The sequence below is a fragment of the Luteolibacter rhizosphaerae genome, from assembly GCF_025950095.1.
GTDB lineage: Bacteria > Verrucomicrobiota > Verrucomicrobiia > Verrucomicrobiales > Akkermansiaceae > Haloferula > Haloferula rhizosphaerae.
The window spans coordinates 353,494-378,177 of the sequence record NZ_JAPDDR010000007.1; the positions used below are offsets into that span (position 1 = coordinate 353,494).

Below are 24,684 nucleotides of genomic sequence, written 5' to 3' on the forward strand. Positions count from 1 at the left end.
CATCCTATTCATCCAATCCATCCCGGTCCCAATCTTCTTCATCTGCGTGCATCCTGTTAATCTGCGGTTGAACGGCTGCTTAACGAACTCACCGCAAATCCGACAAAGAACCGGAGCAAGACGACGGCACCTTGCCGTCGCCGCATCCACATCATCCGGTCACAGCGCCACGCACACCGCCTTCGTCTCGGTGTAGAGCTCCAGCGCCTCGCGTCCCATCTCACGGCCCCAGCCCGATTGCTTGTAGCCGCCGAAGGGCATGGAAGCATCGAAGATGTTGTGGCAGTTCACCCACACCGTGCCGGCTCGCAGCAACGCCGCCGTCCGGTGCGCTTTGCTGATGTCCCGCGTCCACACGCTGGCCGCCAAACCATAGGTGCTGTTGTTCGCCTGCTGCACCACCTTCTCCACGTCGTCGAAGGGCTCCGCCACCACCACCGGCCCGAAGATCTCCTCCTTCACGATCCGCATCTCAGAATTCGCGTTCGTGAACACGGTCGGCGCCACGAAGTAGCCGCGATCTCCCACACGCTTGCCACCGGCCATCGCCTTTGCCCCTTCCTTCTGTCCGGACTCCAGGTAGCCGGTGACCCGATTCAGCTGCTCTTCCGATACCAGCGGACCCATCTCGGTGTCCGGATCCACTCCGGCACCCAGCTTGATCTTGCTCGCGCGCTCGGCCACCCCCTCCACCACGCGGTCGTAGATGTCCTTGTGCACATACAACCGCGAGCCCGCACAGCAGCACTGCCCGTGGTTGAAGAAGATCGCGTTCGCCGCACCTTGGATCGCCGCATCCACGTCGGTCACATCCTTGAACACGATCGTCGGCGATTTCCCGCCCAGCTCCAGCGTGACCTTCTTCAGGTTCCCCGCCGCCGCCTTCACGATGATCTTCCCGACCTCGGTCGAACCCGTGAACGCGATCTTGTCCACACCCTCATGCGCCGCCAAAGCTGCACCCGCTGTTTCCCCGTAGCCGGTCACCACGTTCAACACGCCTTCCGGCAAACCTGCTTCCAGCGCCAGCTCCGCCAGGCGGATCGCCGAGAGCGGCGTCTGCTCCGCCGGCTTGAGCACGATCGTGTTTCCCGTCGCCAATGCTGGCCCCAGCTTCCATGCCGCCATCAGCAGCGGGAAATTCCACGGGATCACCTGCCCCACCACGCCGATCGGCTCGCGCAGCGTGTAGGCATGGAACTGCGCTCCCGCCGCATACGGCACGCTGATCGGAATTGTCTGCCCCTCCACTTTCGTTGCCCACCCCGCCATGTAGTGGAAGAGGTCCGCGGCCAGCGGCACATCCGCCGCCCTCGCCACCGCCAGTGGCTTCCCGTTGTCCAGCGACTCCAGTTCCGCCAGCTCCTCCAAGTTCTCCAGGATCAGATCACCCAGCTTCCAGATGATTCTGCCGCGCTCCGATGTCGTCATCTTCCGCCACGGCCCCTGATCAAATGCCCGGCGCGCTGCCGCCACCGCCAGGTTGATGTCCTCCGCTTCCCCCTCCGCCGCCTTGGCCAGCACATCCCCCGTCGCGGGATCGTAAGTTTCGAAGTTCTTGCCGTTCGCGGCCTTCAGCCAATCGCCGCCGATCAGCAGCTTCTTCGGCTTCGCGATGAAATCACGGGTCTTCTTCGACACCCGGCTGACCGGCGCGTCCTTGAGTTTGTGTGACATGGTCTTGGTAGGTTGGTGTTCGTCATCATGCGGGTGGAAAACGGGAGGATCCCCATCACACACGCCCTACCGCCGATCCCGCCAAACTCCACCGGAATCTGCGCCTAATTCCACCCCGCCCGGCTTCAAACACCCTCTGCCAACCGCCTCAAACTTTTGCGCCGTTCTGCGCCTCTTCGCGGCAAACGATTCACCATCCTCCCGTTCAAAAAAGCTCCCCCTGCGCCGGAGCGGCGGCCGGCGGCGGCTTCAGCGCCGGAACCGCCCGCACCTTCCCCGCCTCATCCAGCGTCCCCAGCAGGGCAAACCTCGTATCGCGGAAATACGCCAGCTGCTCCGGTGTCGCCTCCACCGTCACCATCTTCGCCAGCCGGTAGGTGTGGCCCGCCTTCGAAACCGTCGGCGGCTCCACTACCCAGATCAAATGCACCCCTTCCGGCGCATCACCCCAGATGAATTCCTTCGTATCCTCCGCCTCGATCGCGATCGCCGACACTTCCTGCGCCGACTCCCCGATCTCGTGCTCCGGCTTCTTCAGCCACCAGCCCAGCTTTTCATTCTGCGCACAGCCGCCCCAGATCACGATCGTCTCGCTGCCGTCCACCAGCCTCACCGGAAACGGCGTCTTCCCTCCCGGCCCGTAAACGGTCCCGTCCTTGGTGCGAAATCGGTGCGGCATCCGCGAAGCCTAGCGCGCATCGGCGGTCCTTCAAGACACACCCCGCGTCCTCATTTGCCCGCGGGATTCTTCACCGTCAGCTTCCCCGCCAGCTCCTTCAGCGCCGCCTGAGCCACCGCATCTTCCGGCAAGGCTCCTCCCTTGAACGCCGGCAAGAGCTTCGCCCAAATCACATCCAGCTGCGCCTGCATGTTCGCCCCGCCCGCTGTCATCGCCACCACTGCATCCTGATGCGGCAGCACCACGCAGAATTGCCCGCCCGCACCATCTCCCCGATACGCCCCGTGCTGGCACCTCCAGAACTGATACCCGTAGCCTTGCTTCCAATCGCCACCCATCTGCGTGTGCGATCCCGGATCATTCGCCACCTGCTTCTTCGTCGCCTCCGCCACCCAGCTTTCCGCCAGCAGTTGCTTGCCCTCCCACTTCCCCTTCTGCAGATACAGCTGACCCAGCTTCGCCACATCCTCCGTCTTCAGATACAGCCCGTAGCCGCCCAGCGAGTAGCCTTCCTTGCTCTCGTCCCACTTCGCCCCCTCGATCCCCAGCGGCGCGAACAAACGCGGCCCTAGGTAATCCACGACCTTCTCTCCCGTCACCTTCGTCACGATCGCGGACAGCACATAGGTGCCCATCGTGTTGTATTGGAAATGCGTCCCCGGTGCATGCACCACCGGCGCCGCCAGGAATTGCTTCACCGTCGGCCCTTCGCCGCCTGCCGCCTTCGGCTCCGGATCATGGCCGCTGCTCATCGTCAGCAGATCCTTCACCCTCATCGCCTTCAGATTCTCGCTCGGCTCCGCGGGCGCATCCTCCGGGAAGAACTTCAGCACCTTGTCCTCCACGCTCAGCTTCCCCTCCGCCATTGCAAGACCCACCGCCGTCGAGCAGAAGCTTTTGCTCACCGAATTCAGGATGTGCGCCTTCTCCGCCGCCTCCGGCTGCCACCATGCCTCCGCGATCACCTTGCCGTGACGCAGCACCATCACGCTGTGCACCGCCGGCACCCCGTCCAAGCTCTCCACGAATTCCCGCACCGCTCCGCTCGCCACCCCCTGCGACTCCGGCGTGCTCCGCGGCAAGGGCCCCGCCCCCGCCGCTCCCATCGTCAAAGCCAGCATCCCCACCGCCCGAAGCTTTTTCATCATCCCCGCATCCTCTCCTCCCCCGCCCCCCTGTCAAACCGACACCCCGCCAGCCACGGCAGCCCTCACGGCACCGCCACCCGCGGCCCGATCAGCCCCGGCAAGAATCCTCTAACTAGTAACTCGTAAACTCCACCTCGTCCCACCACAGCGTCGGCAACACCGCCCCCGACATCCCGAACAAACTCAGCCCCCAGATTACCTCCGGCGCCCCGCTCGCCACCAGCGGCACCTCGATCACCTGCCAGCCCGTCCCCAGCCCCGGCAGCAACACCGCCGGCGAACTCACCGCGGTCCCCGCACCGTTCCGTCCGTTGATCGTCATCCCCACCCCGCCCGCCGACACCGCACTCCCCGCTCGTACCGCCAGCCGTAGCACTCCCTCATCCGGCCGCTTGAATCCCGGATACAGCGAAAAACTCACCCCGCCGAATCCCGACCCGCCCACGCCCGCGAATCTCACACTCGCCTCCCCCGCGTATTTCACCACCGTATCCCGCTCCGTCACCGTCGCTCCCCCGTAACCTCCCGCCGACCAGAACTCTCCCGGCACGCTCGAGAACCGGTCCACATACACCGGCCGCAGCCGATACTCCGGCACCGGCGCCAGCTCGCTCTCCGGGAATTGCACGAACTGTCCTGCACCCGTCACCCGCTGCCCGTCCGGCAGCGACCCCACTGGCCCGAAGCTCACCAGCTCCCCGAACCGGCTCGTCACCCGCAGCTCCACCGGATACGTCACCGGCGGCATGCTCCCCGTCGGCTGATAGATGAACGCGTTGAAGCTCGCCCGCGGCAGCTCCCACCACGTCGCACTCCCGCTGTTCTTCAGCTCCACCTTAGCCACCCCCGCCCGGTAGTTATAGAAGCGCAGCGCCATGTAGTAGATGTTCGATCCCCCCAGCACCTGGAACTTCACGTTCCCCGTCACCGGCGCCGGCACCAGCCGCACCCCCGCCGTCAATCCTCCCGGCGGCTCCCCACCGCTCAGCACCGCAAAGGGCACCGGCCCCAGGTCATAAAAACTCCGCCCCACCTCCACCGTCCCCGCAGGCGGATCCGGCGACAAATCCGTGATCATCACCGTCGTCCGCCCATACGGACCCGCCAGCTCGTAGCACTCCCCCGCCGCCGCCAAAGGCCCCCGCAGCCCCCGCACGAATTCCCCGTCCAGCCGTCCGTAGACCAGCCCCTCCACCTCCCAAGCCGCCAAATTCCCCGATCGCTCGAGCAGCACCTGCCCCGGCCGCCAACCGACCCCGCTCCCCACCGGTGCCACCCTTCCCTTCACGTGCCAACCGCTGCTCCGCGTCGGCACCACCACGGTCCCCGCCCCACCCACCTGCCGGAACCGATAAGCCGATCCGCCATCCCGGCCCTCCATCCGCACGCTCACCGCGCTCCCCCTACCCGCCACCAGCACCCCCGTCCCCGACCAACTCCCGCCCGCCTGCTGCTGCTCCACCTGCCAGGTTGTCGAAGCCGGCAGAGTCCCACCCAAAACCGCCGTCCTCCCGATCTCCAACTTCTGCCCCAAAATCACACCAATCCCTCCCATCATCACCACCAGCACCCCCCAAACTCCCATCATAAGGTTCCGGGACATAAGACCCGCAGGATAACACACCGGAACAGCCCCCACAAAACCCAACAATCCGTCCTAATCCAACCCTCCCCGGCTCGTTCCTCTCCCTCACCCCATCCCCAGAAAAAACCTCCGCGCCCCTCCGCGACCTCTGCGCCTCCGCGGTCACCTGCTCCCCCCCCACGGCCCCCTCACCCCAGCTCCTCCTCCACGAACCCCTGCAACGCATCCACCAGCTCGTCCATTCCCTCGAAGAGCTCCTCCTCGATCCCCGCCAGATACTCCTCCTCCGTCTCGCTGTAATCATTCCGGTCCTCCGACCGCGTCTCGCACCACTGGCTCGCCTTCAACGGATCCACCATCCCCAGCGCCCCCACCATCTCGAACGACGCGATCACCCGCTGGTGATTCACCCCGCTCTGCCAAAACCCGTGCAGACCCTCCTCGCTCTCCAGCACCGGCACCGTCTCGTAAACGTCCATCACCGCCCGCTCCTCGCGGCTCAACTTCCGCTTCCCCGCCTCGCCCTCCAGGCGATCGACAAGCTCCTCCACCTCTTCCGGCCATTCAATCGGGTCGTGCGAAAACATCGGGCGCGGGCTTAGACCACCCGCCCGACCCTTGCCAAGCGAAACGATGCAACGGCTGCCACGGCTCCGAATACCCGCGGCCGGGCCACCTCACCCCTCCGCCCGTTTCACCTCATAGCGATGCTCCCGCGGCGGGTTGATCTTGAAAATCTCGTCCTCCATCGCCCGCGCCTCCGCCTCCGCCGCCTTCACCCGGTCTTCCATCCCCGGCATCTTCTTCTCCGCCTCCGCCAGACGCTGCTTCTCCGCCTCATCCGCCGGATTCTTCGCCACCTGCGCCTCCAGGAACTTCCACATCTGGAAATTCACCCACTCGTTGCGCAGCGCCTTCACCGGACCCTCGTTCCGCCGCTTGTTCAGCGCCGCCACCTGCGCCGCCTGCTGATACTGCGGAGCCTTCGCCAGAGCATGCAGCGCCAGCCCGGCCTGAAATTCCTCCCCGCTCGCACGCGCCACCTCCACCCCGTCGATCGACAAAACATACGTCCCCGCCGCCAAGCCCGACACCCTCAAGCTCTGCCGGCCGAACTTCTCCCCCAGCTCCGTCAAGCGCACCCCGGCCTCGGCCTCCTCCGGCAACACCCACGGCAAGGCCTCCTCCAAGCACGTGAACGCCAGCCGCTCCGCCGTCCCCTCCACCCCGCGGATCTCCGCCGATACCGCACTCGAGGACCACTCCTCCCCCTGCCGGCTGAACCTCATCTCCGACACCACCCGCGGGAACCCCAGATCCTCGATCATCGCCGCCGCCATCACCACCTGCCCCGGCGCATCCGGGTGCACCGAATCCTTGATCATCGTGAATGCCGGATCCCTCCGCCGCTCGCGCAGCGTCGTCTCGTTCAGCGGCCCCCACATGTCCACGAATCCCAGGCCCCGCTCGCACGCCGTATCCCGCAGCCACGCCCCGTAGTAGGCCAGCGTCGAATTGTAGAAGGTCACCGCCTTCGGCCCCATGAAGCCCCCCGGCGGCTGCATCCGCTTCGCCCGCGCGTCATACATCGTCGGCGTCATCAGGATCGCCGTCGCCCCGCAGCCCTCGATCTTCTCCAGCAGCCGGTTCATCTCCGCGCTGTAGCTCGTGAAAACGTCGTCCAGATACTCCGCATATTTCCCGTCGTTCATCCCCAGCAGCACCGTCACATACTTCGGCTTGTAGGCCGCCACATCCCGGTCGAAGCGCAGCAGCGCATCCCAGGCCCGCGAACCGCCCACCCCCGCATTGTGCAGCCGCAGCCTCATCTTCGGGAACCGTGTATACAGGTAGTCCTCCACATACTGCGTGTACAAGCACTGATGCGTAATGCTGTCCCCCAGGAACACGATCGCATCCCCATCGCTCAGATCCAGTTTCGCCAACGGAGCCCGCGGCACATAAGCCACCTCCTCCGCCCCCGCGGAAATCCCGGCCAGCGAGAGGCCAAAAGCAAACGTCCAAGCTTTCAAGGAATGCATCATCGAACTCCCCTCAACGCTCCCACACCCCCGAACCTTGCGCCAATGCCACACCCCGAACGTCCGCCCTCCCACCCCTTCCCAACTTCCGTGTATTCTGTGGTTCTCCCCTCCTCATCCCATCCATCCCGTTCCAAATCCTTCCCCATTCGCGTCCATTCGCGCCCATTCGCGGTTAAAACCAAAACCCCAACCAAGATTCGTCCCATTCGCCAGATTCGTGGTGCCTACCTCTCCCCCTCCAAAACCCCCGCGATCTCTCCGCGACCCCTGCGTCTCCGCGTTTCGTTCCACACCATCCACAATCAAAACCTCTTCATCTCATCCATCCCATCCATCCCGGTCCAAATCCTCATCCCCTAAAAAATCCCCCCACCCCCGTCACGCCACCCGCCCACCCGCGATGTAGGGAGTGTCACACCCGCACTCCCCATGAAATCACCCGCCTCCCTCCCCCTCCTCCTCGCCGCCCTCCTCCCCACCCTCGCCCCCGCTGGTGAACTCGCCGGCCTCGCCCGCGTCTTCAGCTGGCCCGATGGCACCAACAACTTCTCCACCTACACCAAATCCTCCGCCGGCTCCGCCGCCCAATCCGCCGCTGGCGAAGGCTGGAAGTCCTACGGCAATGCCAGCCCCGGATCTCTCGCCGCCGGCGGCAGCGCCACCAGCCCGAACAACGGCCGCTTCCAGAACGGCCACGTCGGCGGCTCCGCCTACTGGTTTGAGCAGGTCACCATCTCCTCCCCCACCGTCCCCCCCGGCACCGTCGGCCGCGCCGAGTTCACCCTCTACTTCGATGGCCACCTCAGCACCGGCTCCCTCCCCCCGCACGGCCGCGAATACAATGCCTCCATCGCCTACCGCTGGAGCGCCCATGTCGATGGCGCCGACAACCTCCCCGATCCCGATACCGGCGAATCCTACCAGGAAAGGATCACCGTCTTCCCCGGCGCCTACATGGAGACCACCGGCGGCAACTTCCGCGGCCAACCCCGCCACCACTCCCTCCTCTTCCGCTTCGGCCAACCCTTCGATTTCACCCTCGCCCTCCACACCTCCGGCTACGTCCCCTTCGATACCAATGCCAAGATCCGCATGGATCTCCGCTGCAATGGCTGGAATGGCTTCCGGAACCTCCACATCCCCTTCGATGTCCATGCCCCCGGCGGCACCCCCGTCACGGATGCCACCATCAGCTCCCAGACCGGCTTCAATTACGCCCAACCCAGCACCGCCACCTACACCCGCTGGGCCCAGCTCTACCAGGTCGATACCGCCTCCCCCGCCATCGACTCGAATGGCAATGGCCTCAGCAACCTCATGGAATACGCCCTCGGCCGCGATCCCCTCGGCACCGACTCCTCCGCCCCCATCCGCCCCACGGTGACGGAGGTGGCCGGCCAGAGCTACCCCTCCTTCTCCTTCACCCGCCCCCGCCTCGGCGGCAAGCCCGGCGACATCACCTACCTCCCCCAACAGAGCAGCACCCTCGCCAATTGGAGCGGCAACGGCATGGTCACCACCGTCGAACCGAACGCCGACCAAACCGAAACCGTCACCGTCCGCTCCAGCACTCCGGTAGGACAGGCGTCTAGCTTTCTCCGGCTTGAGGTCGAGCAACCCTCAAACTGAAGCTATCGATTCCTGAGACAAATCCGTACCGTCCAGAATCGTTGATTAAGCCAATGCAAAAACCTTTTCTAAATCGGTTTCAGATCGACTCCTCTGTGTTTCAAATGATGGTCTGATTGACGTGGGAGCTGAATCAGCACCAGCGAATAGCCCCCGCATCAAATAGCATCTATCAGAAGGTTTGGAGTAGCTCTTATAATTGTATATATAAGCTTGGGCGTAAACAACTTGGAATACTGGAAAATTACAGAAGGCCCATGCAATCCCAAGCGTCGATATCTTCGTGTTCATAGGAACGACCACCAAATTACCAACACCATTGATCATCTCGGCGAAGCGAGTTACCATGCGAGCAACTGTTGCAGGATCATTGCAAGGAAATTCAAAGTCTCGAATTCGATCGTTAGGCATAGTTCTTACGCTGTCCCTGATCAGCTTGTGAAAATGTCTGTTCACCAAGTGCATCTCTTCCGACTCCGAATTGGCGCTGGTCCCTTTTCCGAGCAACAGAAAATGCGGCTCCAAGCAGTCCACTACGCCGCATGCACGCTCCGCTTCAAAGCCTACAAGCAATAGAAGCGCTGTGGGTAGTTCTGGAGAAATGCGCCCCGAATAACCCAAAACTGAGCGAATATCGAAGACCCCTCTACTAAGCCATTTATGTTCCGCTCTCTCTCCCACGGAATACTCCTCGACCCTGCAATAGATCCAAACAATTTCCTCTAGATTCACACCTGCTGTCTCAAGGCACTTCACCAGTATTAACAGATGCTCATGAGTGAAAGTTGAGAAGTCGACGACCAACTTCGATCCAACCACTTCTGCCTCCTCAATAACATCATAAAATCTATCGGCAGTTTCCAAAGGTGAACCAACTGAGGTTTTCTGCACAGATGCGCAGCCTCCCATCGCCTCCAAGATCTTCGCTGAATTTGCATCACCACCGTCGACATCCGAATTAAAGAACACCGATACCTGAGTCCAGGGGTGGTCTGCCAAAGCGATTGGCAGCTTGGTACTTCGTTCTTCGAAGCTCGCGCAACAAAAGAAGAGCGTTCGGTCAGGATCAAGCTCCCCCAGCAATTCGTGGTGGCCTAAATCTTTCATTTCAAAAGAGTTCAAGTTGCTCAACGGAACCATCACCACCGAGTTTATCTAGATCGAATTTCCTAAGAAATCCGTCAGGATCGGTGAGAGCTGGCTCAAGCTTCCTAGCACTCAAGAAGAGATACCCTGCAAAACCGGTCGGATCAAGCGTCCAATGAGGGGCCAATCTTCGCGTGAGGACGTAGAGCTTTGTTCTACCACCGGTTCGACTCCCCTTTTTGCCAATGGAGCTCTCGTGGAGAAACCCTAACGAAACGGCCCTTTTGAGGGCGGTGCGCAAGTTCGCCGAAGGCTCATCACTAAACGCGATGGAGTATACTCTGCGTTCACTCCGATCAGACAGGAGGATCAACCTAAATAGGCCCCCCAAAGCATCTATTAGGTTGCAAACCTTCTGCGCGTCTACCTCCGGCAAAGAATGTCCGTCTTCATCATCCATCTCTCTGCCGAAAAAGCGGAAGCGGAGTTCATCGGCCTCCTCCCGAACGACCTCATCTTGGACGCTTGGTGGAATCGAAAAAATATTCTCTCCCTCTTGCGCTAAAACACGATCATACATCTTTGATGCGCAGTCCAAAAAATGGCGAGTAATACCAGACGAGACGTGTACCAACTGCTCGAATCCCGCGTATGAGTATTTTGAACTAGATTTTCGGGACCCAGCTAGATCTCTGATAAAGTCAGGTCTGGAGTATCGGCTAGCGTCATCGGAAGGTCTAGCCCCCCTTCCTTTTCCCTCACGGTTGAGCTCTCGCAATTCTTCGGCTCTTCGCTCGATCTCTGATTCTTGTTCTAAATCTGGCGGAAAGAAACGTCCTGGGTCAGTTTCAAGCCCCGCTTTATGAAGCCTTCGTTCGATTATACCTACTATTCTCGAAAAATACCTTCCCTTGAATTTCGTAGTGTATAATTCGGCCGTCCTCGTCTCAGTATAATCGTGGGGAGTTTCTATTCGATCCCCCGTAACAGTATAATATGTCTTGTAGTTTGGCTGACTCGATATTTTAATGGATACAAAGTTGGTCGTTCGAGATGCAACCCATCCATTAAGAACCTGTGTCTGAGTATGCGATAAGTTATGAGCATCGTCTAGCAGCAGAAAAACTGGTATTCCCCCCTCACGCAGAAGCTCAGAGATTAGCGATATAGTAGGAAGCAAATGCTCGAGATAACTAATTAATTTACCCGTATAAGGTAGAGGACCACAAAATGCGATCGATTGGAGATAGGAAACCGCCTCATCGAACAAAGCTATCCACCTTTCACGCAGAGCGTCCAGATGCCTTGAAATACTTTCTACGGGATCAAGACTTACTCCACCAACCAAACTTAGACATTTACTCAAATTCTGAATGATATTAGCCTCCGAAACGATACTTTCGGACAGGGATCCGGAAACTTGCTCGAAAAATCGCCGGGCGACATGCGAGGTTAGAAGATGCTCATTAATCAGGACGCTAGCATGCGCGTTATCCAAGCGCCCTAGTTCTGCTAGATTAAAATTTTGCCTTTTGAATGGAATGTATATGGAGAAAAATTGAAGCTCTTGCAAAGTGCAGTTCTTAGCAATCTTCTGACAGTCAGGGAGCATGAACCGAAACATCATACTTTTCCCGGTTCCCCGTGGCCCCACCATGAACATATGCGATGGGTCCAACAGCATCGGATAGTCTGAGAAAGAGTCCACGAATAAGCTGCACGCATCTTGAGCCGAGAGGCCCTCTGGACTTCTTACATAGAAAGGGTTCATAAGCTAGGCGTTGGCAGATTTAATTTCGTCAATTATATCATGTATTTCTTTTCCATTCTTTACCCCCAACGATCTGCAGACGCCGTGAATTCCTTTACCCGGAGCGTCTGGGAATCCCACCTCCTCAAGAACATCATCAATCTGAAAAGCGTGAGACAGAGGATCCGATGGGTGATCCACAACTATTCTAAATTCAATCTTGGGGATCTCCAACCTTATCCTCATATGACGCATGCAATAGACTCGCTCTCGGTGCATCTTTAAGAGCCGCGAATATATTTCATCTATCAGGTAGCTTTCCCCCGTAGAACTTTTAAACTTACCGCTTGCTGTCTCTGAATCAATCTCGAATCGCAAGCGGACGCATTCTTTGCGGACAGTCACCGAAGTAAGACTTTCGCTATAACGATGATAAATCCTAGACTCTTCCGGAAGAATACCACTTATCATCCCGTATCGCGCCGCTCGAGTAGTATCATCAGCTAACTCATCAGCAAACCGGAGAAGAGCCGCAAGAAATCTAGGATAAACGGTTTTACCCAAAATATGATCCTCGACGAGGATCTGACGCAAAGTGTCTTTATCTTTGGTTCCTGCAACTGTTCCACCATGAACAGCAGCTATCCGACCGATCAGTTTCTTTTCGGCCGAATCAGAACCCATTGCAGCTCCTAAAGAATCGATTTGATCGAAAACTCGCTTTTCGTGGTCTTTTCGCCCTCCAATGTTCCCGATATCATGTAGATTAATCGCAACAAGAAGAATATAAGCCTCATATGCACCAATATTACACTTGTGCGACTTAAGGATATCAGAACATCTGCTAATTACGCAAGCTATATGGTCTGGACCGTGATCATTCAAGTAAATCAGCTCCTCAGGATTTATTGCATCCTTCTGGTCGAATTTTTTTCGGACCTCTGCAAGTAGCGCGCCAGCCGTAGCGTTTGTTTGTATAGGGGCAAGAATCCTCGTGATACTTTCATAACGATTAATATACTCCTGCTTTCCTCCTCGTGTGGGGAAGTCTGCGTCTTTACCTTTTCGAAGAATCTCTTCCAAATGCATCATGGCAGCAACAACTTGTAAATATGAGAGATTACCTCTTTAGCTAAAGCAGGAGGGACAGCATTTGCGACTTGCTGCTGTTGAAATCCAATACTACCAGAAAATTCAAACCAGTCAGGAAAAGATTGGAGGCGAGCAGCTTCTCTTACCGACAACCCTCTATTTTGGGTGGGGTGAAGCAGAACATTTTTTCTGTAGTTTCCCACTACTATCGACGGCACGCCGGCTTTAAGGCGATGATAGAGACCCGTGTGTCGCTCTTTTGCTCGAGATTCAGCCGGCCAAAGACTATCGGGAATGCTTTCCCAATTACCTCCTTGAGGAACCCATTTAAATCGATTCACTAAGTCAGATTTATTACGCGTAACCAAGTGTCCAGCGCATTTTTTCCGCTTACCTCTTAATTTCTTTGCGTAACTACTTGCTGCGTCTCGCCGATAAGCAAGCTCAGCATGCTGTGCACCATTTTCCAGCTTTGGAAGATCTGAGATCGCTTCCCAAACACTCACTCTTTGAGCATGTGGTTTTGGAGGAGTTAGGTTCACAGGAACTTTCGTTCCGATCATGAACATCCGTCTACGTCTTTGGGGAACACCATAGTCGCTGGCATCTACAATCAAAGTAGAAGGGTGGTATCCCAGCTCCCGAAATGCTATCTCGATTTGTTTGTAAAAACTGCCATTTTCAGTCTGCAGGATTCCCGGTACGTTCTCTAAAATAAGGCCGAGAGGGCGAATAAGCTCTACGAATCTAAAGTATTCTTTAAAGAGCAAAGAGTCTGGGTGTTTGGAACCTCGATTTCTTTGATTGGAGGTGGAAAATGCGCGACAAGGCGGCCCGCCTATTACAAGATCTATTTTTTGACGGGCAAATTTCTTGGCGTCTATATTTCGGATGTCAGAATTGTGAACGTCAACATCAGGGAAGTTTGACTCGTAGGTCGTAGCCGCCCACTTGTCACTTTCCACGGCGGCAACCAACTTGCAGCCAGCTTGTTGAGCGCCAAGTGAGAGTCCACCCGCACCGGAGAATAAATCTATGACTCTCACGCTTGCTGCATTTTGCGGTAGAGAACTAACTTTTCCACCGAACAGCGCAAGTCACATTCTTTCATCACACGGCTTGAAATTTGGTGCCGCTGAATACGGACGGCAGACGGCTTGTTTGTCGCACGGAATCTTGAGGAGCGGCGAGCCTCCGTTCGCCGCTCCAGCTTAGCTCACTGACACGCCTCGCACGTCCCGCCATTCATCATGGCGTCGATCGAGCAGGCCATCTTCTCCTCGGCGCTGTAGGTTGGTTTCTCGGGGCTCACGCCGCCGTCCCGTGCCATCAGGCCGCGGATCTCCTTGGTCACCTTGCCGGTGAAGGACTCGCTGTCGTTCGCCTGCAGCGTGCGCAGGTAGTAGGTCGTCTTCAGACCCTTGTCCCAGGCCCGGCGATACATGTGGCTCAGCGTCTTCATGTCCGGCGTCGCCAGGAACAGGTTCACGCTCTGGCTCTGGTCGATCCACTTCTGGCGCCGTGCCGCCGCATCCACGATGTACTCGTGGCCGATGCTGAACACCGTCTTGTGCTTGTTCTTGATCGCCGTCGGGATCGACTCGATGTCCTCTAGCTCGCCCTTGAAGTACTTCAGCTCGTCCACCATCTCCTGGTTCCACAGCCCGGCCTTCTTCAGGTCGCGCACCAGCTCGGAGTTCAGGATGATGAACTCGCCGCCCAGGTTGCTCTTCACATACAGGTTCTTGTAGTTCGGCTCGATGCACGGCGTGGTGCCCATGATGTTGGAAATCGTCGCCGTCGGCGCGATCGCCAGCACGTTCGAGTTCCGCATCCCGTGCTTCGCGATCTTCTCGCGCACCACGGACCAGTCCATCTTGCCGCCGCGCGGCACGTCGATCTTCCGGCCGCGCTCGTCTTCCAGCAGGTCCACCGTGTCCTGCGGCAGGATCCCGCGCGACCACTTGGAGCCCTGGTAGCTGGAGTAGGTCCCCACTTCCGCCGCCAGGTCGCTCGAGGCACTATAGGCATAGTAGGCGATCGCCTCCATGAACTCGTCATTGAACTCCACCGCCGCATCCGAGGCGAAGGCCAGCCCGCGCTTGTAGAGCGCGTTCTGTAGGCCCATCACGCCCAGGCCGATCGGCCGGTGGCGCATGTTCGCCGTCTTCGCCGCCGTCGTCGGGTAGAAGTTGATGTCGATCACGTTGTCCAGCGCCCGGATCGCCACCGTGATGGTCTCCTTCAGCATCTCGTGGTCCAGCGCGCCGTCGCGGGTGATGTGCGTGTCCAGGATCACCGAGCCCAGGTTGCACACCGCCGTCTCCTCGTCGGAGGTGTTCAGCGTGATCTCCGTGCACAGGTTGCTGGAGTGGATCACGCCGGCATGGTCCTGCGGGGAGCGCACGTTGCAGGGATCCTTGAAGGTGATCCACGGGTGCCCCGTCTCGAACAGCATCTTCAGCATCCCCTTCCACAGCTCGATCGCCGGGAATTGGCGGGACCAGATCTTCCCTTCCGCCGCCATCGCCTCGTACTCCGTGTAGCGTTGCTCGAAGGCCTTTCCATACAGGTCGTGCAGGTCCGGCACTTCGTTCGAGCGGAATAGGGTCCACTGCGCGCGGTCTTCCATCCGCTTCATGAACAGGTCCGGAATCCAGTTCGCGGTGTTCATGTCGTGGCAGCGGCGGCGCTCGTCGCCCGTGTTCTTGCGCAGCTCCAGGAAGTCCTCGATGTCGTTGTGCCAGGTCTCCAGATAGGCGCAGCCGGAACCGCGGCGCTTGCCGCCCTGGTTCACCGCCACCAGCTGGTCGTTGTGCAGCTTCAGGAAGGGGATGATCCCCTGCGATTCGCCGTTCGTGCCTTGGATGTAGCCGCCGGTGCCGCGCACCGCCGTCCACGAACCGCCCAGGCCGCCCGCCCACTTCGAGAGGAAGGCGTTCTCCGCGATCCCGCGGATCATGATGCTCTCGATCGAGTCATCCACCTTGTACAGGTAGCAGGAGGAAAGCTGGCTGTGCAGCGTGCCGGAGTTGAAGAGCGTCGGCGTGGAGGAGCAGAAGCGCCGTCCCTTGTAGAGATTGTAGAGGCGGATCACCCAGCTCTCGCGGTCCTTCTCCTCGCGCTTGAACAGGCCCATCGCCACGCGCATCCAGAAGAACTGTGGCGTCTCGATCCGGCGCGGCTTGTTGCCCGTCTTGTCGACCACCAAATAGCGGTCGTACATCGTCTGGATCCCGAGGTAGTCGAAGTCCAGGTCCGCCGTCGGGTCGAAGGCCTCCGCCAGCTTGTCCAGGTCATAGACATCCAGCAGGTCCGGGCTCAGGCGTTTGATCGCCACGCCGTGCTTCAGGTAGCTCTTGAAGGCCGCCTTGTGCGCCGCCTTCAGCTTGTCGATCCCGTCGCGCGAGATGCTCCAGTCCAGCACTTCCTCGTAGATGTAGGAGAGCAGGATCCGGCCGGCGAATTTCGCGAAGTCCGCGTCCTTCTCGATCAGCGCCTTCGCATTCAGGATGATCGTGTTCTTGAGGTCCTTCTCGGAGATCTCCGTGCCCACGGAGCGGCGCAGCTCACGCTCGATCTCCAGCTCGCTGATGCACAGGTCGAGGCCGATCGAGGCATACGCGATCCGCTTCTTCAGCTCGCTGCCGTCCCACATGATGGACTTGCCATCATCCGGCGTCACGGTGACGAAGAATTCCTGGTTCGGATCCTCCGCCTTCTCCTCCTGCTCCTGGCGCAGGCGCGCGCGCTGCGCACGATACAGGATGTAGTGCTCCGCCGCCTTGAAGCGGCCCTGGCGCATCAGCTCCTCCTGCACCATGTCCTGCACGTCCTCGATGTGCACGAAGGACTGGTCCCCGCGGCGGATCCGGTCCGTCACCGCCTTCGCGATGTCCACCGCCGCTTCCGGGTTCTCCTTGATCGTCAGGAAGGCCTTGCGCACCGCGATCTCGATCTTCGTCTCCGACCACGGCACGACATTGCCGCTGCGGCGGATCAGGCGCACCGGCAGTGCATGCGGGCCGGCGTGGACGTCGACGGTCCCGGTCTTCTCCATCGAGCGACGGAAGGCCAGCGACTTCGCCACGTCATACGCTTCGTTCTCAAGCAGTGCCTTTTCGATCAGCAAGTATAGGTCGGACTCCGACAGGCGCAAACGGCCGCCCTCATCCAGCGACTTCGTCAGCGAGTTCGCCACCGCGTGCGCCACGTCCGACACGAACTTGCGGTTCACGTCCGAGAAGATCGACTTCTCGTCCGCCTGGCGGGAAATCAGCAGGTCCGCCAGCGAATCACCGATCGCATCGGCGACGTCTTCCAGCGAGAAGTGGGTATCCGTGTCACCACGGGTCACGATGATATCGGTGATCGGCTTGCGCCGCTCATGCGACAGCACCTCGCGCCAGGAAAAAGCGCGGTCGGAAGCCGGAAGGGAGAAACGGTCGGTGATGACCTGCTTCAGCAGGTAGTCTTCGTCAGGATTAACGGCACGATACATGGCGAGGAAGTGTGTGCGGGTGAGGGAGGATTTGCGGAACTTGGGACAGTGTGTGTGGGAAACGGGAACTGAAGTTTGCGAGTTCGCAGTATTCAGTTTTCAGGAAGAGCGGCGGGAATCGATGCTGCGGATGAGCCCTTGGAGCATCGCGGAGATTTCTTTGGTCTCCTGGATCATGGGACGAGAGCCTGCGAGCGGAGCTTGCCCAACCTTCTGTCGGACTCGCTCGGAGATATAGAGTTGGGTGCGGAGTTCACCACAGGAGCCTTTGCTGATGCGGAGGAAACGAATGAAGTCTCCATCGCTGTCGCGTTCAGCTCCTTCGGCAATGTTGGAGGGCACTGAAATGGCCGAGCGCTGCATTTGATCCTTCAGCGCGTAATCGCGTGAATCATGCAACGCCACGCACACATCGACCGCAAGCTGGCAGCTGCGCTTCCAGACTTCCAAATCTTCAAATGTGGTAACCGCCATAATGCCTTCTGCTTTTTGCCTTTCCTGAAAACTGAACACTGAAAACTAGCAAACCCGGGCCAAGGATCAGAGTTCGTCATCGTCAACCGAGCTCAGTGCCGAAGCCTTTTGATACTCGGTAACTCGGCCTTCGAAGAAGTTGGTCTCCTTCTTGATGTCCATCATCTCGGCAAGCCAAGGGAACGGGTTGGTGACGCTCTCGTTGAGAGGAGCCAAACCACAAGAAGCGAGGCGGCGGTCGGCGATGTAATCGATGTACGCCTCGAAGTCGGCGGAATTCAGGCCCAGCCCCGCCACCGGCAAACAGTCGCGAATGAAGGTCTTCTCCAGCGTGATCCCCTCCTTCATCGTGGCGCGGAGGTCTTCGCGGAAGTCCTCGGTCCAGATGTCGGGGTTCTCATCGACGAGGTCCATGAGGAGGTTGCGGAACACTTCGATGTGGTTGGACTCGTCGCGCAGCGTGTAGCGGAACATGGCGCCGATGCCCGGGAACTTGTTCTGGCGGTAGAGGCTCAGGATCATCCCGAACAGACCGTAGAACTGGGTGCCCTCCATGACCTGGCCGAACATGAAGATGTTCTTCGCCAGCGCCTGCTTGTTCTCGGTCACCGTCAGGTCAATGTCCCGGCGCAGCGCTCGGGAGTTCGACACCACAAAGTGATTCTTCGCCGTGATCGAGGGCACATCCTCGAACATCGCCTCGCACTCGTGCGGGTTCAGCCCCAGCGAGGAAAGCATGTAAACCAGCGAGTCCGCATGGATGTTCTCCTCGTGTGCGTGGCGGCCCAGCACCAGCTTCAGTTCGGGTGCCGTCACCACCTCGCGGACCACATGCAGCACGTTGTCCCCCACGATCCCTTCGGCTGCCGAGAAGTAGCCGATCCCCATCTTGATGATCCAGCGCTCCACGTCGCTGATCTCGTCCGAGCGCCACTGCTCGACATCCTTCTGCATCGTGATGTCCTCCGGCTCCCAGTGGTTGTTCTTCATCGTCTTGTACAGGTCGTACGCCCACTGGTACTTCAGCGGCAGGATGTTGAAGAACATGGTCTCGCGACCGTTGATGACTTTCTTGGCGGCGAAGGCCTGCTCGGCCTTCTCGCGATCGAGCACGAATGTGCGGGCTCCGAGGGTAATCGTGGTGGTGGCGGACATGGAGAGGTGGGCGACGGGAGAAAGCTTCAGGATGGTTTTGCCGCCTCCCGGTCGAACCGGTCGCGGCGGGCACAGCGGGAGAGATACTGAGCGGAAACGGGGCCAATCCTCAAGTCCATTTCGTTCATATGGTATCCACAAATTATTAACAATACTACCGGTGGTGTACTCCTCCACCCGCTGCAAACTTGACAATTTCGCCCCATCCCCTAAATGCCTGAAAAATGTGGGCTCAATGAAAGGCCCGCCGATTTCCCTCCGGCCCCCCTAGGTGTCGAAAAGTTTTCCGACCCGGCCACCCCTCATCACCTCTCCCCGACCCACCCGCGGAATTCTAAAATGTTAGAGCAGAGTTCTGTTAGAAATCCCCGCAATCCCCTCTCCCCGAGCGGATTAAAATTAACAAAACAATTGCTTAACGCCCTCTACCTCACCCGCAAACCCTTGATTTTACAAGGAATTGCATCAAGCCGCCCGGAAGGCCAAGGCCGACAGCCCCTCCTTCTCCAGCCGCCCGAACGCCGCCGCCTCCCCCTCCAGGCTCCCCATCCGGATCGCCCGCAAAATCCCCAGCCAGGCCTGCACCCGCTCGCTCTCCTCCCCCAAATCCTGCAAGGCCCGGACCGCCTCGTCATGCCGCCCCGCCCGCGCCTGCGCCATCGCCAGCGCAAACCCGTCCCCCCCCGGCGCCATCACATGCTTCACCACCCCGCGCAACTCCTTGGGATGCACTGGCTTAAGTAAAAAGTCCACCACCTGCCCCGTAATCGCCCTCAACGCCGCCGACGGCGTGATCACCGCACTGCACAACACCACCGGTAGGGAATTCCCATGCCGCCTCAACGACTCGATCACCCGCAACCCGTCGATATCCGGCATCCGCAGATCCAGGATCACCAGGTCGTAGCTCTCATTCTCCAGCTTCGACAAAGCCTCCACGCCCCCCGCCGCCGTGTCCGTGTCGTGATCCGAAAGCGCATACGAAAACCCGAGCCGCAGCGTCGGCTCATCATCCACCACCAGAACCCGGTATCGAACGGCAGCCCCCGCCGCCTTGGTGTCAGGCAATTGGGACATCGATATAGAATTCCGTTTGGTTGTCCTTCCGCTCCCTCAGACCGATCCGGCCCTCGTGAGCCCGCATGATCTCCCGGCAAATGAATAGCCCCAGCCCCACCCCGTCCGAATCCTGTCCCGGTGCTCTGAAGAACCGCTCGAAAATCCGGCTCTGCGCCTCCTCCGGCACTCCAGGACCCTCGTCGATCACCGAAACGCGGACATGATCCGCATCCGGCTGGCTGGTCCGCAGCGTCACCATCCCCCCCGCCGGGCTGTGCTTGATCGCGTTAGATACAAGGTTGTTCAGTACCTCGTCCAACCGCAAGGGGTCGGCGCTGACGTCTGGCAAATCGTTGTGGGTTTCGACCTGGATCGAGATGCCCTTCTCGCCGGCCTTTGGGGCGAAGAGTCGCTCCGAACGCTGCAGCGCCCCCGGGAGCCCCACCGGCACGCGGTCCAGATGCGTCGTCCCGCTCTCCGCTCGGGAAAGATCTAGCAGGGTGTTGAGCGTGGCCAACAGCCTCTCGCAATCGTCGTTCGCCGAAGACACCATCGTCCTCTGAATTGGCGAAAGCACACCGGAGCGCTCCTCCAAGAGGAGGTGAAGAACCATCCGGATCCCCGTGAGAGGAGTCTTCACCTCGTGGCTCACCGTCGAAAGCAGGTTGGTCTTCATGTCATCCAACCAGCGGATGCGGGTAACATTGTGCAGCAGGACTGCACGCCCGGAATGAATCCCGTCCTCGGACGTGAAGCGGAAGATCCGCGGCAGATAGAAATGCTCGCGTTCGCCCACGCGGAAGAGAAGCGCCTCCCGAGGATCTTCCGGGAGGTGATTCATGCCGGCATCCGCCGACTCTTCGAGGATCCGCTGGATCTTCGCCGGGATACGATTCGGCACTCCCAAGCTCTCGGTAAGAGTCTCCGCGGCCGGATTGAGCTGAAGAATGCGACCGTCGTCTCCTAGTACGAAGACCGGTGAAGGAATCGCTTCAAGGATCGCGCGGTTCACCAAGTTGGTGCGCATCACCCGCTCCTCCGTTTCGCCGCGACGCAAGCGCAGCTCCGCCGCCATGTCGTTGAAGGCGGTCGCAACTGCGCGGAATTCGCTGTCGGTGCCGGGCTCCGGCAAGGTCAGCTCGAAGTTACCTTTCCTGATCTCATCAATCGAACGCCGCAGTCCCTCGACGGGGTCCACCAAGTGGCGTACGAGCTGATGGTAGATAAAAACCGCAATGGCCGTGCCGACGATGACGAGAACCGTTACAAAGAGCGTGTTATTCGCGGACTTGTTCTCCACAGCCACGCCGGCCTTCAGACGCTCTTCCGCGAGAAGGAACACGTTCTCCGACTGCTGGGTGATGCCCTGCGATTGCCGGCTCAGCGAGGTCAGAAGCTTCGCCGCATCCTCACGCGTGGCGACCTCTCCACGGAAGAAACTCTCATATTCCTCGAAATAGGTGGTGAGGGATTGCTGGAGATTGTCCAGAACCTCGTTCCACACATCGTCATCGCTGCGACGCAGGCTTTCGAGCTTCGCCACGAGTTCGCTCTGATTGAATTGGAAGAGCGTCTTGTCCGGCGGCTTGTAGGGTGGATCACCGGTTAAGGCCGGCAAATAGTGGGCATCAATGGCCGAGGTGAGGACGCCAAAACTCCGGGCGGTCTTGATCGCCGGGTAGTTGTTCTCCAAGCTGTTCTGATAACGCCGATTCGCATCCCGCACCAGTACGAGCGCCGCCGCTCCGACTCCCCACAGGAGCAGGATCAGGGTCAAAAGCCCGTAGAACAGTCGGGTGCGTAACATTAAAAAATCGGGGGAGGATCAATCCATGCCGAAGCGCTTGCGCTTGCGGTAGAGGGTGGCCTTGTCGATGCCGAGGATCGCCGCGGCGTCTTGCAGAGTGGGTGCCCAGCGCAGCACTTCGCGAAGGTGAGTCTGCTCGATATGATCGATGCTATATTCGCCTCCGATCACCGGCACGGCAGCTCCGCCAGCGGCAGGAGTCTCTGCAGCTACCGGGATCGGCAGGTCCTCGGCTTCGATCTTGGACCCGCGGGCAAGGATCGCCGCGCGCTCGATGGCGTTACGGAGCTCGCGGAGGTTGCCTGGCCATGCATGGCGGAGAAGGGCCTGGCGACCGCTTTCCGAAAAGCCATCAATCTTGCGCCCCATCTGGCTGCTGAAGAAGTTAAGATAATCGTGAGCGAAGCGGACCAAGTCGGCACGGCGCTCGCGGAGAGGAGGAACGGTCACGCTAATCACGTTCAAGCGATAGAAGAGGTCCTCGCGGAAAGTGCGGGCAACGACGCTGGCTGCGAGATCCCGGTTCGTGGCTGCGATGATCCGGACGTTGCAGGGACGGACCTTGTTCTCGCCCAGCCGCTCATACTCTCGTTCCTGAAGGAGCCGCAGCAACTTCGGCTGGATCTCCATGGGGAGCTCGCCAATTTCGTCCAAGAAGAGGGTGCCGCCATCCGCCGCATGTACCTTACCCCATGTGTCCTTGATCGCGCCGGTGAAGGAGCCCTTCATGTGACCGAAGAGGACGCTTTCCAACAGCTCCTTCGAAAGGCTCGGGCAGCTCACGGTCACGAAGGGTTTGTCGCGAAGATGGCTGCGGTCGTGGACCTCTTTGGCAATCACGCTTTTACCGGTGCCGCTCTCTCCAAGGATCAGAACGGAGGCTGGAGAAGCGGCGGCCCGGAAGAGAGTTTCGATCTCCATCTGGGTCCGCTCGTCCTCGGACTTGAACTGAAGCGGGGGCGAGTTGTGCTTCACCTCGCTTTTGAGCTCTTGCACGGTCTCCTGCAAACGGACCACCTCCACCTGCTGCTGGAGCGCCTTATGCGCCTTCGCCAGAATAGCGCGGAGTTGGTCCGGGGTGAACGGCTTCTCCAGATAATCGAAGGCACCGAGCTGGGTGGCCTTCACCGCCGTGGAGACGGAGGCATGCGCGGTAAAGATGGTGACTAGCTGCCGCGGGTTTTGTTTGAGGATGTCCTGCAGCACTTTAAGGCCGTCCTCATCCCCAAGACGGAGATCAAGGAAGACGAGCTGGAAATCATCCTCCTTCAGTCTACGCAAGGCAGAGGGTCCGTCTTCCGCAGTTTCGACGTAGTGACCCTCGGCTTCCAGAGCGAGCGAGGTGGTGAGGCGGATCGACTGTTCGTCGTCAACGATGAGGATGTCCATGACGGGTGGGTTACCGATCCCCTCCTAACAGTCAGCATGCCGAAGCGACGCGGGTTCTTGAATAGCTGACTCTTAGGCAGTTCGGGCGAAATGCATGATGTGGCAATCTGCGTCGGATCGTGCATAACGCTACACCCTAAACATTGCATCTTGCAATTTGCAATTTGATCTCAATTCGGGAGAGAAATCGGACGCCATGCCGTGGAGGCACAAAAAAGCCGCCCCAGCCAGAGACCGGGGCGGCTTGAAAATCAGAGGGTAGATCCTCAGGCGGGGACTTCGCGGCCACGGCGGATCTGCGAGAGGTGGTGAAGAGTCTCGCGGGTTTCCTTGCTCCAATCGCGGAGAGCCTTGCGGGAGAGTTCGACGCGGTCGGCCATGGCCTTCTCCAGCTCGTGGTAGTTGTTGGCCAAGCGCTCGATGAGGGAGTTCATGGACTCCAAGGCACGGTCGCGCCAAGGATGATCGCCAGCGGCATGCAGGCGGGCGAGTTCCTGATCAGCACGACGGCGGGCCTCCGCCATTTCAGCGAGGAGGACCTTGGTGTCCGGGACGCGGCGGAGATCACTGGCCAGGCCCACCTTGGAAAGAGCCCAAATCGCCCACTTGGTGGGGTCGAAGTTCCAAGGTTTCACGCCGTTGCGGTAGTCGTGTTGGAACTCGTGATGGTAGTTGTGGTAGCCCTCACCAAAGGTGAAGAGGGACATCACGAAACTATCGCGCGCGCTGCAGCGGGTGGAGTAGGGCTGGCGACCGATGGTGTGGCAGAGCGAGTTGATGAAGAAGGTGCACTGCTGGACGCAGAAAACGCGGAGCACGCCGGCGATCAGGAAGCCACCGAGGGCTCCGTTTGCGCCGCCGGCGAAGTAGTAACCTAGAACGGCGGGAAGAGCGAGGCCGACGAGGAGGGCGATCAGCTTGTCCCAGCGGTGTTGCCACATGACGAGCTTATCCTTGCGGAGGTCGTTCACGTTATCGAGTGGCGGCTCGGGGAGCTGCTTGAAGAGGATCCAGCCGATGTGGGCCCAGAAGAAGCCCTTCGAAATGTCATACGGATCGTCGTCGTGATCGGTGTGCTTGTGGTGGCGGCGGTGGTCGGAGACCCAGTTCAGCGCGGAGTTCTCAAAGGCGCAGGCACCGAAGACCAAGGTGTAGAGCTTCACCGGCCATTTCGCCTTGAAGGAGAGGTGGGAGAAGAGGCGGTGATAGCCGAGCGTGATGCTCATGCCGGTCGAGATGGCGTAAAAGGCGAACATCCCCGCGAGGAATCCGTTCAAGCCATTCTGCCAGAGGTAGATCGGAGCCGCGATCACGGCGAGCAGGGAGATGATGAAAAGGAAACCGGTATTGATCCAGTCCACCCGCTCGAAAGAGATTCTCGGATTCATGTATAAGAATAGCCCCGAAGGGCGCGGAGGGATACTCTGCTTTGCCGGGAAGGTCAACGTCGCAGCAAGGCCGACGGGGGATTCTTTTGAAGATTGGCGGCCGCTTGCGTGGAACCACGCAGAATTGCCCTCGGCGATTTCCAAAAATTCCTGACTTGCCCCCGGTGGAAATCGAGTCATGGTTCGCTCGCGCTCGCCACCCTGGCGAATTCAAGGCATG

At 59.4% G+C, this 24,684-nt stretch carries 18 protein-coding genes; 1 reads left to right on the top strand and 17 read right to left on the bottom strand.

The genetic code is table 11. From position 1 onward, the window contains the following. Positions 1 to 159 precede the first annotated feature (159 nt). The 6 genes from OJ996_RS15320 to OJ996_RS15345 all read right to left on the bottom strand — a co-directional run bounded on the left by OJ996_RS15320 (position 160) and on the right by OJ996_RS15345 (position 7,122). Entirely contained in the window at positions 160 to 1,677 is a 1,518-nt protein-coding gene (locus tag OJ996_RS15320; protein WP_264514497.1) for an aldehyde dehydrogenase family protein, read from the bottom strand. 205 nt (positions 1,678 to 1,882) lie between these two features. Beyond that, on the bottom strand, positions 1,883 to 2,356 hold the full coding sequence (locus tag OJ996_RS15325; protein WP_264514498.1) for a hypothetical protein: 474 nt from the start codon (positions 2,354 to 2,356) through the stop codon (positions 1,883 to 1,885). Positions 2,357 to 2,406: 50 nt separating this feature from the next. After that, positions 2,407 to 3,501 carry a serine hydrolase domain-containing protein gene (locus tag OJ996_RS15330; RefSeq protein ID WP_264514499.1) on the bottom strand — a complete coding sequence of 365 codons (1,095 nt, stop codon included), beginning with the start codon at positions 3,499 to 3,501 and terminating at the stop codon, positions 2,407 to 2,409. Positions 3,502 to 3,616: 115 nt separating this feature from the next. After that, entirely contained in the window at positions 3,617 to 5,107 is a 1,491-nt protein-coding gene (locus tag OJ996_RS15335; protein WP_264514500.1) for an RlpA-like double-psi beta-barrel domain-containing protein, read from the bottom strand. A gap of 170 nt (positions 5,108 to 5,277) precedes the next feature. Further along, a complete protein-coding gene (locus tag OJ996_RS15340; RefSeq protein WP_264514502.1) occupies positions 5,278 to 5,676 on the bottom strand; it encodes a hypothetical protein in 399 nt (132 codons plus the stop codon). 90 nt (positions 5,677 to 5,766) lie between these two features. Beyond that, positions 5,767 to 7,122 carry an SGNH/GDSL hydrolase family protein gene (locus OJ996_RS15345; protein WP_264514503.1) on the bottom strand — a complete coding sequence of 452 codons (1,356 nt, stop codon included), beginning with the start codon at positions 7,120 to 7,122 and terminating at the stop codon, positions 5,767 to 5,769. Between the two features lie 441 nt (positions 7,123 to 7,563). Here OJ996_RS15345 and OJ996_RS15350 point away from each other — a divergent pair, with 441 nt between their 5' ends. Next, positions 7,564 to 8,763, top strand: a complete 1,200-nt coding sequence (locus tag OJ996_RS15350; protein ID WP_264514504.1) for a hypothetical protein — start codon at positions 7,564 to 7,566, stop codon at positions 8,761 to 8,763. Between the two features lie 45 nt (positions 8,764 to 8,808). Here OJ996_RS15350 and OJ996_RS15355 read toward each other — a convergent pair whose 3' ends face one another. The 11 genes from OJ996_RS15355 to OJ996_RS15405 form a co-directional block, all read right to left on the bottom strand. Continuing rightward, entirely contained in the window at positions 8,809 to 9,885 is a 1,077-nt protein-coding gene (locus OJ996_RS15355; protein WP_264514505.1) for a hypothetical protein, read from the bottom strand. Next, a complete protein-coding gene (locus OJ996_RS15360; protein WP_425605564.1) occupies positions 9,872 to 11,620 on the bottom strand; it encodes an ORC-CDC6 family AAA ATPase in 1,749 nt (582 codons plus the stop codon). The genes OJ996_RS15355 and OJ996_RS15360 overlap by 14 nt, the downstream gene beginning before the upstream one ends. Positions 11,621 to 11,623: 3 nt before the next feature. Beyond that, a complete protein-coding gene (locus OJ996_RS15365) occupies positions 11,624 to 12,688 on the bottom strand; it encodes an HD domain-containing protein (RefSeq protein WP_264514507.1) in 1,065 nt (354 codons plus the stop codon). Continuing rightward, positions 12,688 to 13,737 (bottom strand): DNA cytosine methyltransferase, encoded by a 1,050-nt coding sequence (locus OJ996_RS15370; protein WP_319800694.1) that lies wholly within the window; start codon positions 13,735 to 13,737, stop codon positions 12,688 to 12,690. Before OJ996_RS15370 ends, OJ996_RS15365 begins: the two co-directional genes overlap by 1 nt. Positions 13,738 to 13,907: 170 nt before the next feature. Continuing rightward, the gene (locus tag OJ996_RS15375; protein WP_264514508.1) at positions 13,908 to 17,192 is read right to left on the bottom strand and encodes a ribonucleoside-diphosphate reductase subunit alpha; all 3,285 of its coding nucleotides are present in this window, start codon (positions 17,190 to 17,192) and stop codon (positions 13,908 to 13,910) included. Positions 17,193 to 17,291: 99 nt separating this feature from the next. Further along, entirely contained in the window at positions 17,292 to 17,666 is a 375-nt protein-coding gene (locus OJ996_RS15380) for a four helix bundle protein (protein ID WP_425605565.1), read from the bottom strand. Positions 17,667 to 17,732: 66 nt separating this feature from the next. After that, a complete protein-coding gene (locus OJ996_RS15385) occupies positions 17,733 to 18,821 on the bottom strand; it encodes a ribonucleotide-diphosphate reductase subunit beta (protein ID WP_264514510.1) in 1,089 nt (362 codons plus the stop codon). A 465-nt stretch (positions 18,822 to 19,286) separates the two neighbouring features. Continuing rightward, positions 19,287 to 19,898: a response regulator gene (locus OJ996_RS15390; RefSeq protein ID WP_264514511.1), complete on the bottom strand. Its 612-nt coding sequence runs from the start codon at positions 19,896 to 19,898 to the stop codon at positions 19,287 to 19,289. Beyond that, entirely contained in the window at positions 19,882 to 21,687 is a 1,806-nt protein-coding gene (locus tag OJ996_RS15395) for a sensor histidine kinase (RefSeq protein WP_264514512.1), read from the bottom strand. The genes OJ996_RS15390 and OJ996_RS15395 overlap by 17 nt, the downstream gene beginning before the upstream one ends. Positions 21,688 to 21,705: 18 nt before the next feature. After that, on the bottom strand, positions 21,706 to 23,076 hold the full coding sequence (locus tag OJ996_RS15400; protein WP_264514513.1) for a sigma-54-dependent transcriptional regulator: 1,371 nt from the start codon (positions 23,074 to 23,076) through the stop codon (positions 21,706 to 21,708). A gap of 266 nt (positions 23,077 to 23,342) precedes the next feature. Continuing rightward, positions 23,343 to 24,464, bottom strand: a complete 1,122-nt coding sequence (locus OJ996_RS15405) for an acyl-CoA desaturase (RefSeq protein ID WP_264514514.1) — start codon at positions 24,462 to 24,464, stop codon at positions 23,343 to 23,345. Between the last annotated feature and the right edge of the window lie 220 nt (positions 24,465 to 24,684).

Excerpts from the sequence above, each read along its gene's own strand:
- OJ996_RS15320 (WP_264514497.1), bottom strand. The coding sequence starts at position 1,677 with ATGTCACACAAACTCAAGGACGCGCCGGTCAGCCGGGTGTCGAAGAAG.
- OJ996_RS15325 (WP_264514498.1), bottom strand. The coding sequence starts at position 2,356 with ATGCCGCACCGATTTCGCACCAAGGACGGGACCGTTTACGGGCCGGGA.
- OJ996_RS15340 (WP_264514502.1), bottom strand. The coding sequence starts at position 5,676 with ATGTTTTCGCACGACCCGATTGAATGGCCGGAAGAGGTGGAGGAGCTT.
- OJ996_RS15400 (WP_264514513.1), bottom strand. The coding sequence starts at position 23,076 with ATGGACATCCTCATCGTTGACGACGAACAGTCGATCCGCCTCACCACC.
- OJ996_RS15385 (WP_264514510.1), bottom strand. The coding sequence starts at position 18,821 with ATGTCCGCCACCACCACGATTACCCTCGGAGCCCGCACATTCGTGCTC.
- OJ996_RS15395 (WP_264514512.1), bottom strand. The coding sequence starts at position 21,687 with ATGTTACGCACCCGACTGTTCTACGGGCTTTTGACCCTGATCCTGCTC.
- OJ996_RS15405 (WP_264514514.1), bottom strand. The coding sequence starts at position 24,464 with ATGAATCCGAGAATCTCTTTCGAGCGGGTGGACTGGATCAATACCGGT.
- OJ996_RS15335 (WP_264514500.1), bottom strand. The coding sequence starts at position 5,107 with ATGTCCCGGAACCTTATGATGGGAGTTTGGGGGGTGCTGGTGGTGATG.
- OJ996_RS15390 (WP_264514511.1), bottom strand. The coding sequence starts at position 19,898 with ATGTCCCAATTGCCTGACACCAAGGCGGCGGGGGCTGCCGTTCGATAC.
- OJ996_RS15375 (WP_264514508.1), bottom strand. The coding sequence starts at position 17,192 with ATGTATCGTGCCGTTAATCCTGACGAAGACTACCTGCTGAAGCAGGTC.
- OJ996_RS15380 (WP_425605565.1), bottom strand. The coding sequence starts at position 17,666 with ATGGCGGTTACCACATTTGAAGATTTGGAAGTCTGGAAGCGCAGCTGC.
- OJ996_RS15330 (WP_264514499.1), bottom strand. The coding sequence starts at position 3,501 with ATGAAAAAGCTTCGGGCGGTGGGGATGCTGGCTTTGACGATGGGAGCG.
- OJ996_RS15365 (WP_264514507.1), bottom strand. The coding sequence starts at position 12,688 with ATGCATTTGGAAGAGATTCTTCGAAAAGGTAAAGACGCAGACTTCCCC.
- OJ996_RS15350 (WP_264514504.1), top strand. The coding sequence starts at position 7,564 with ATGAAATCACCCGCCTCCCTCCCCCTCCTCCTCGCCGCCCTCCTCCCC.
- OJ996_RS15360 (WP_425605564.1), bottom strand. The coding sequence starts at position 11,620 with ATGAACCCTTTCTATGTAAGAAGTCCAGAGGGCCTCTCGGCTCAAGAT.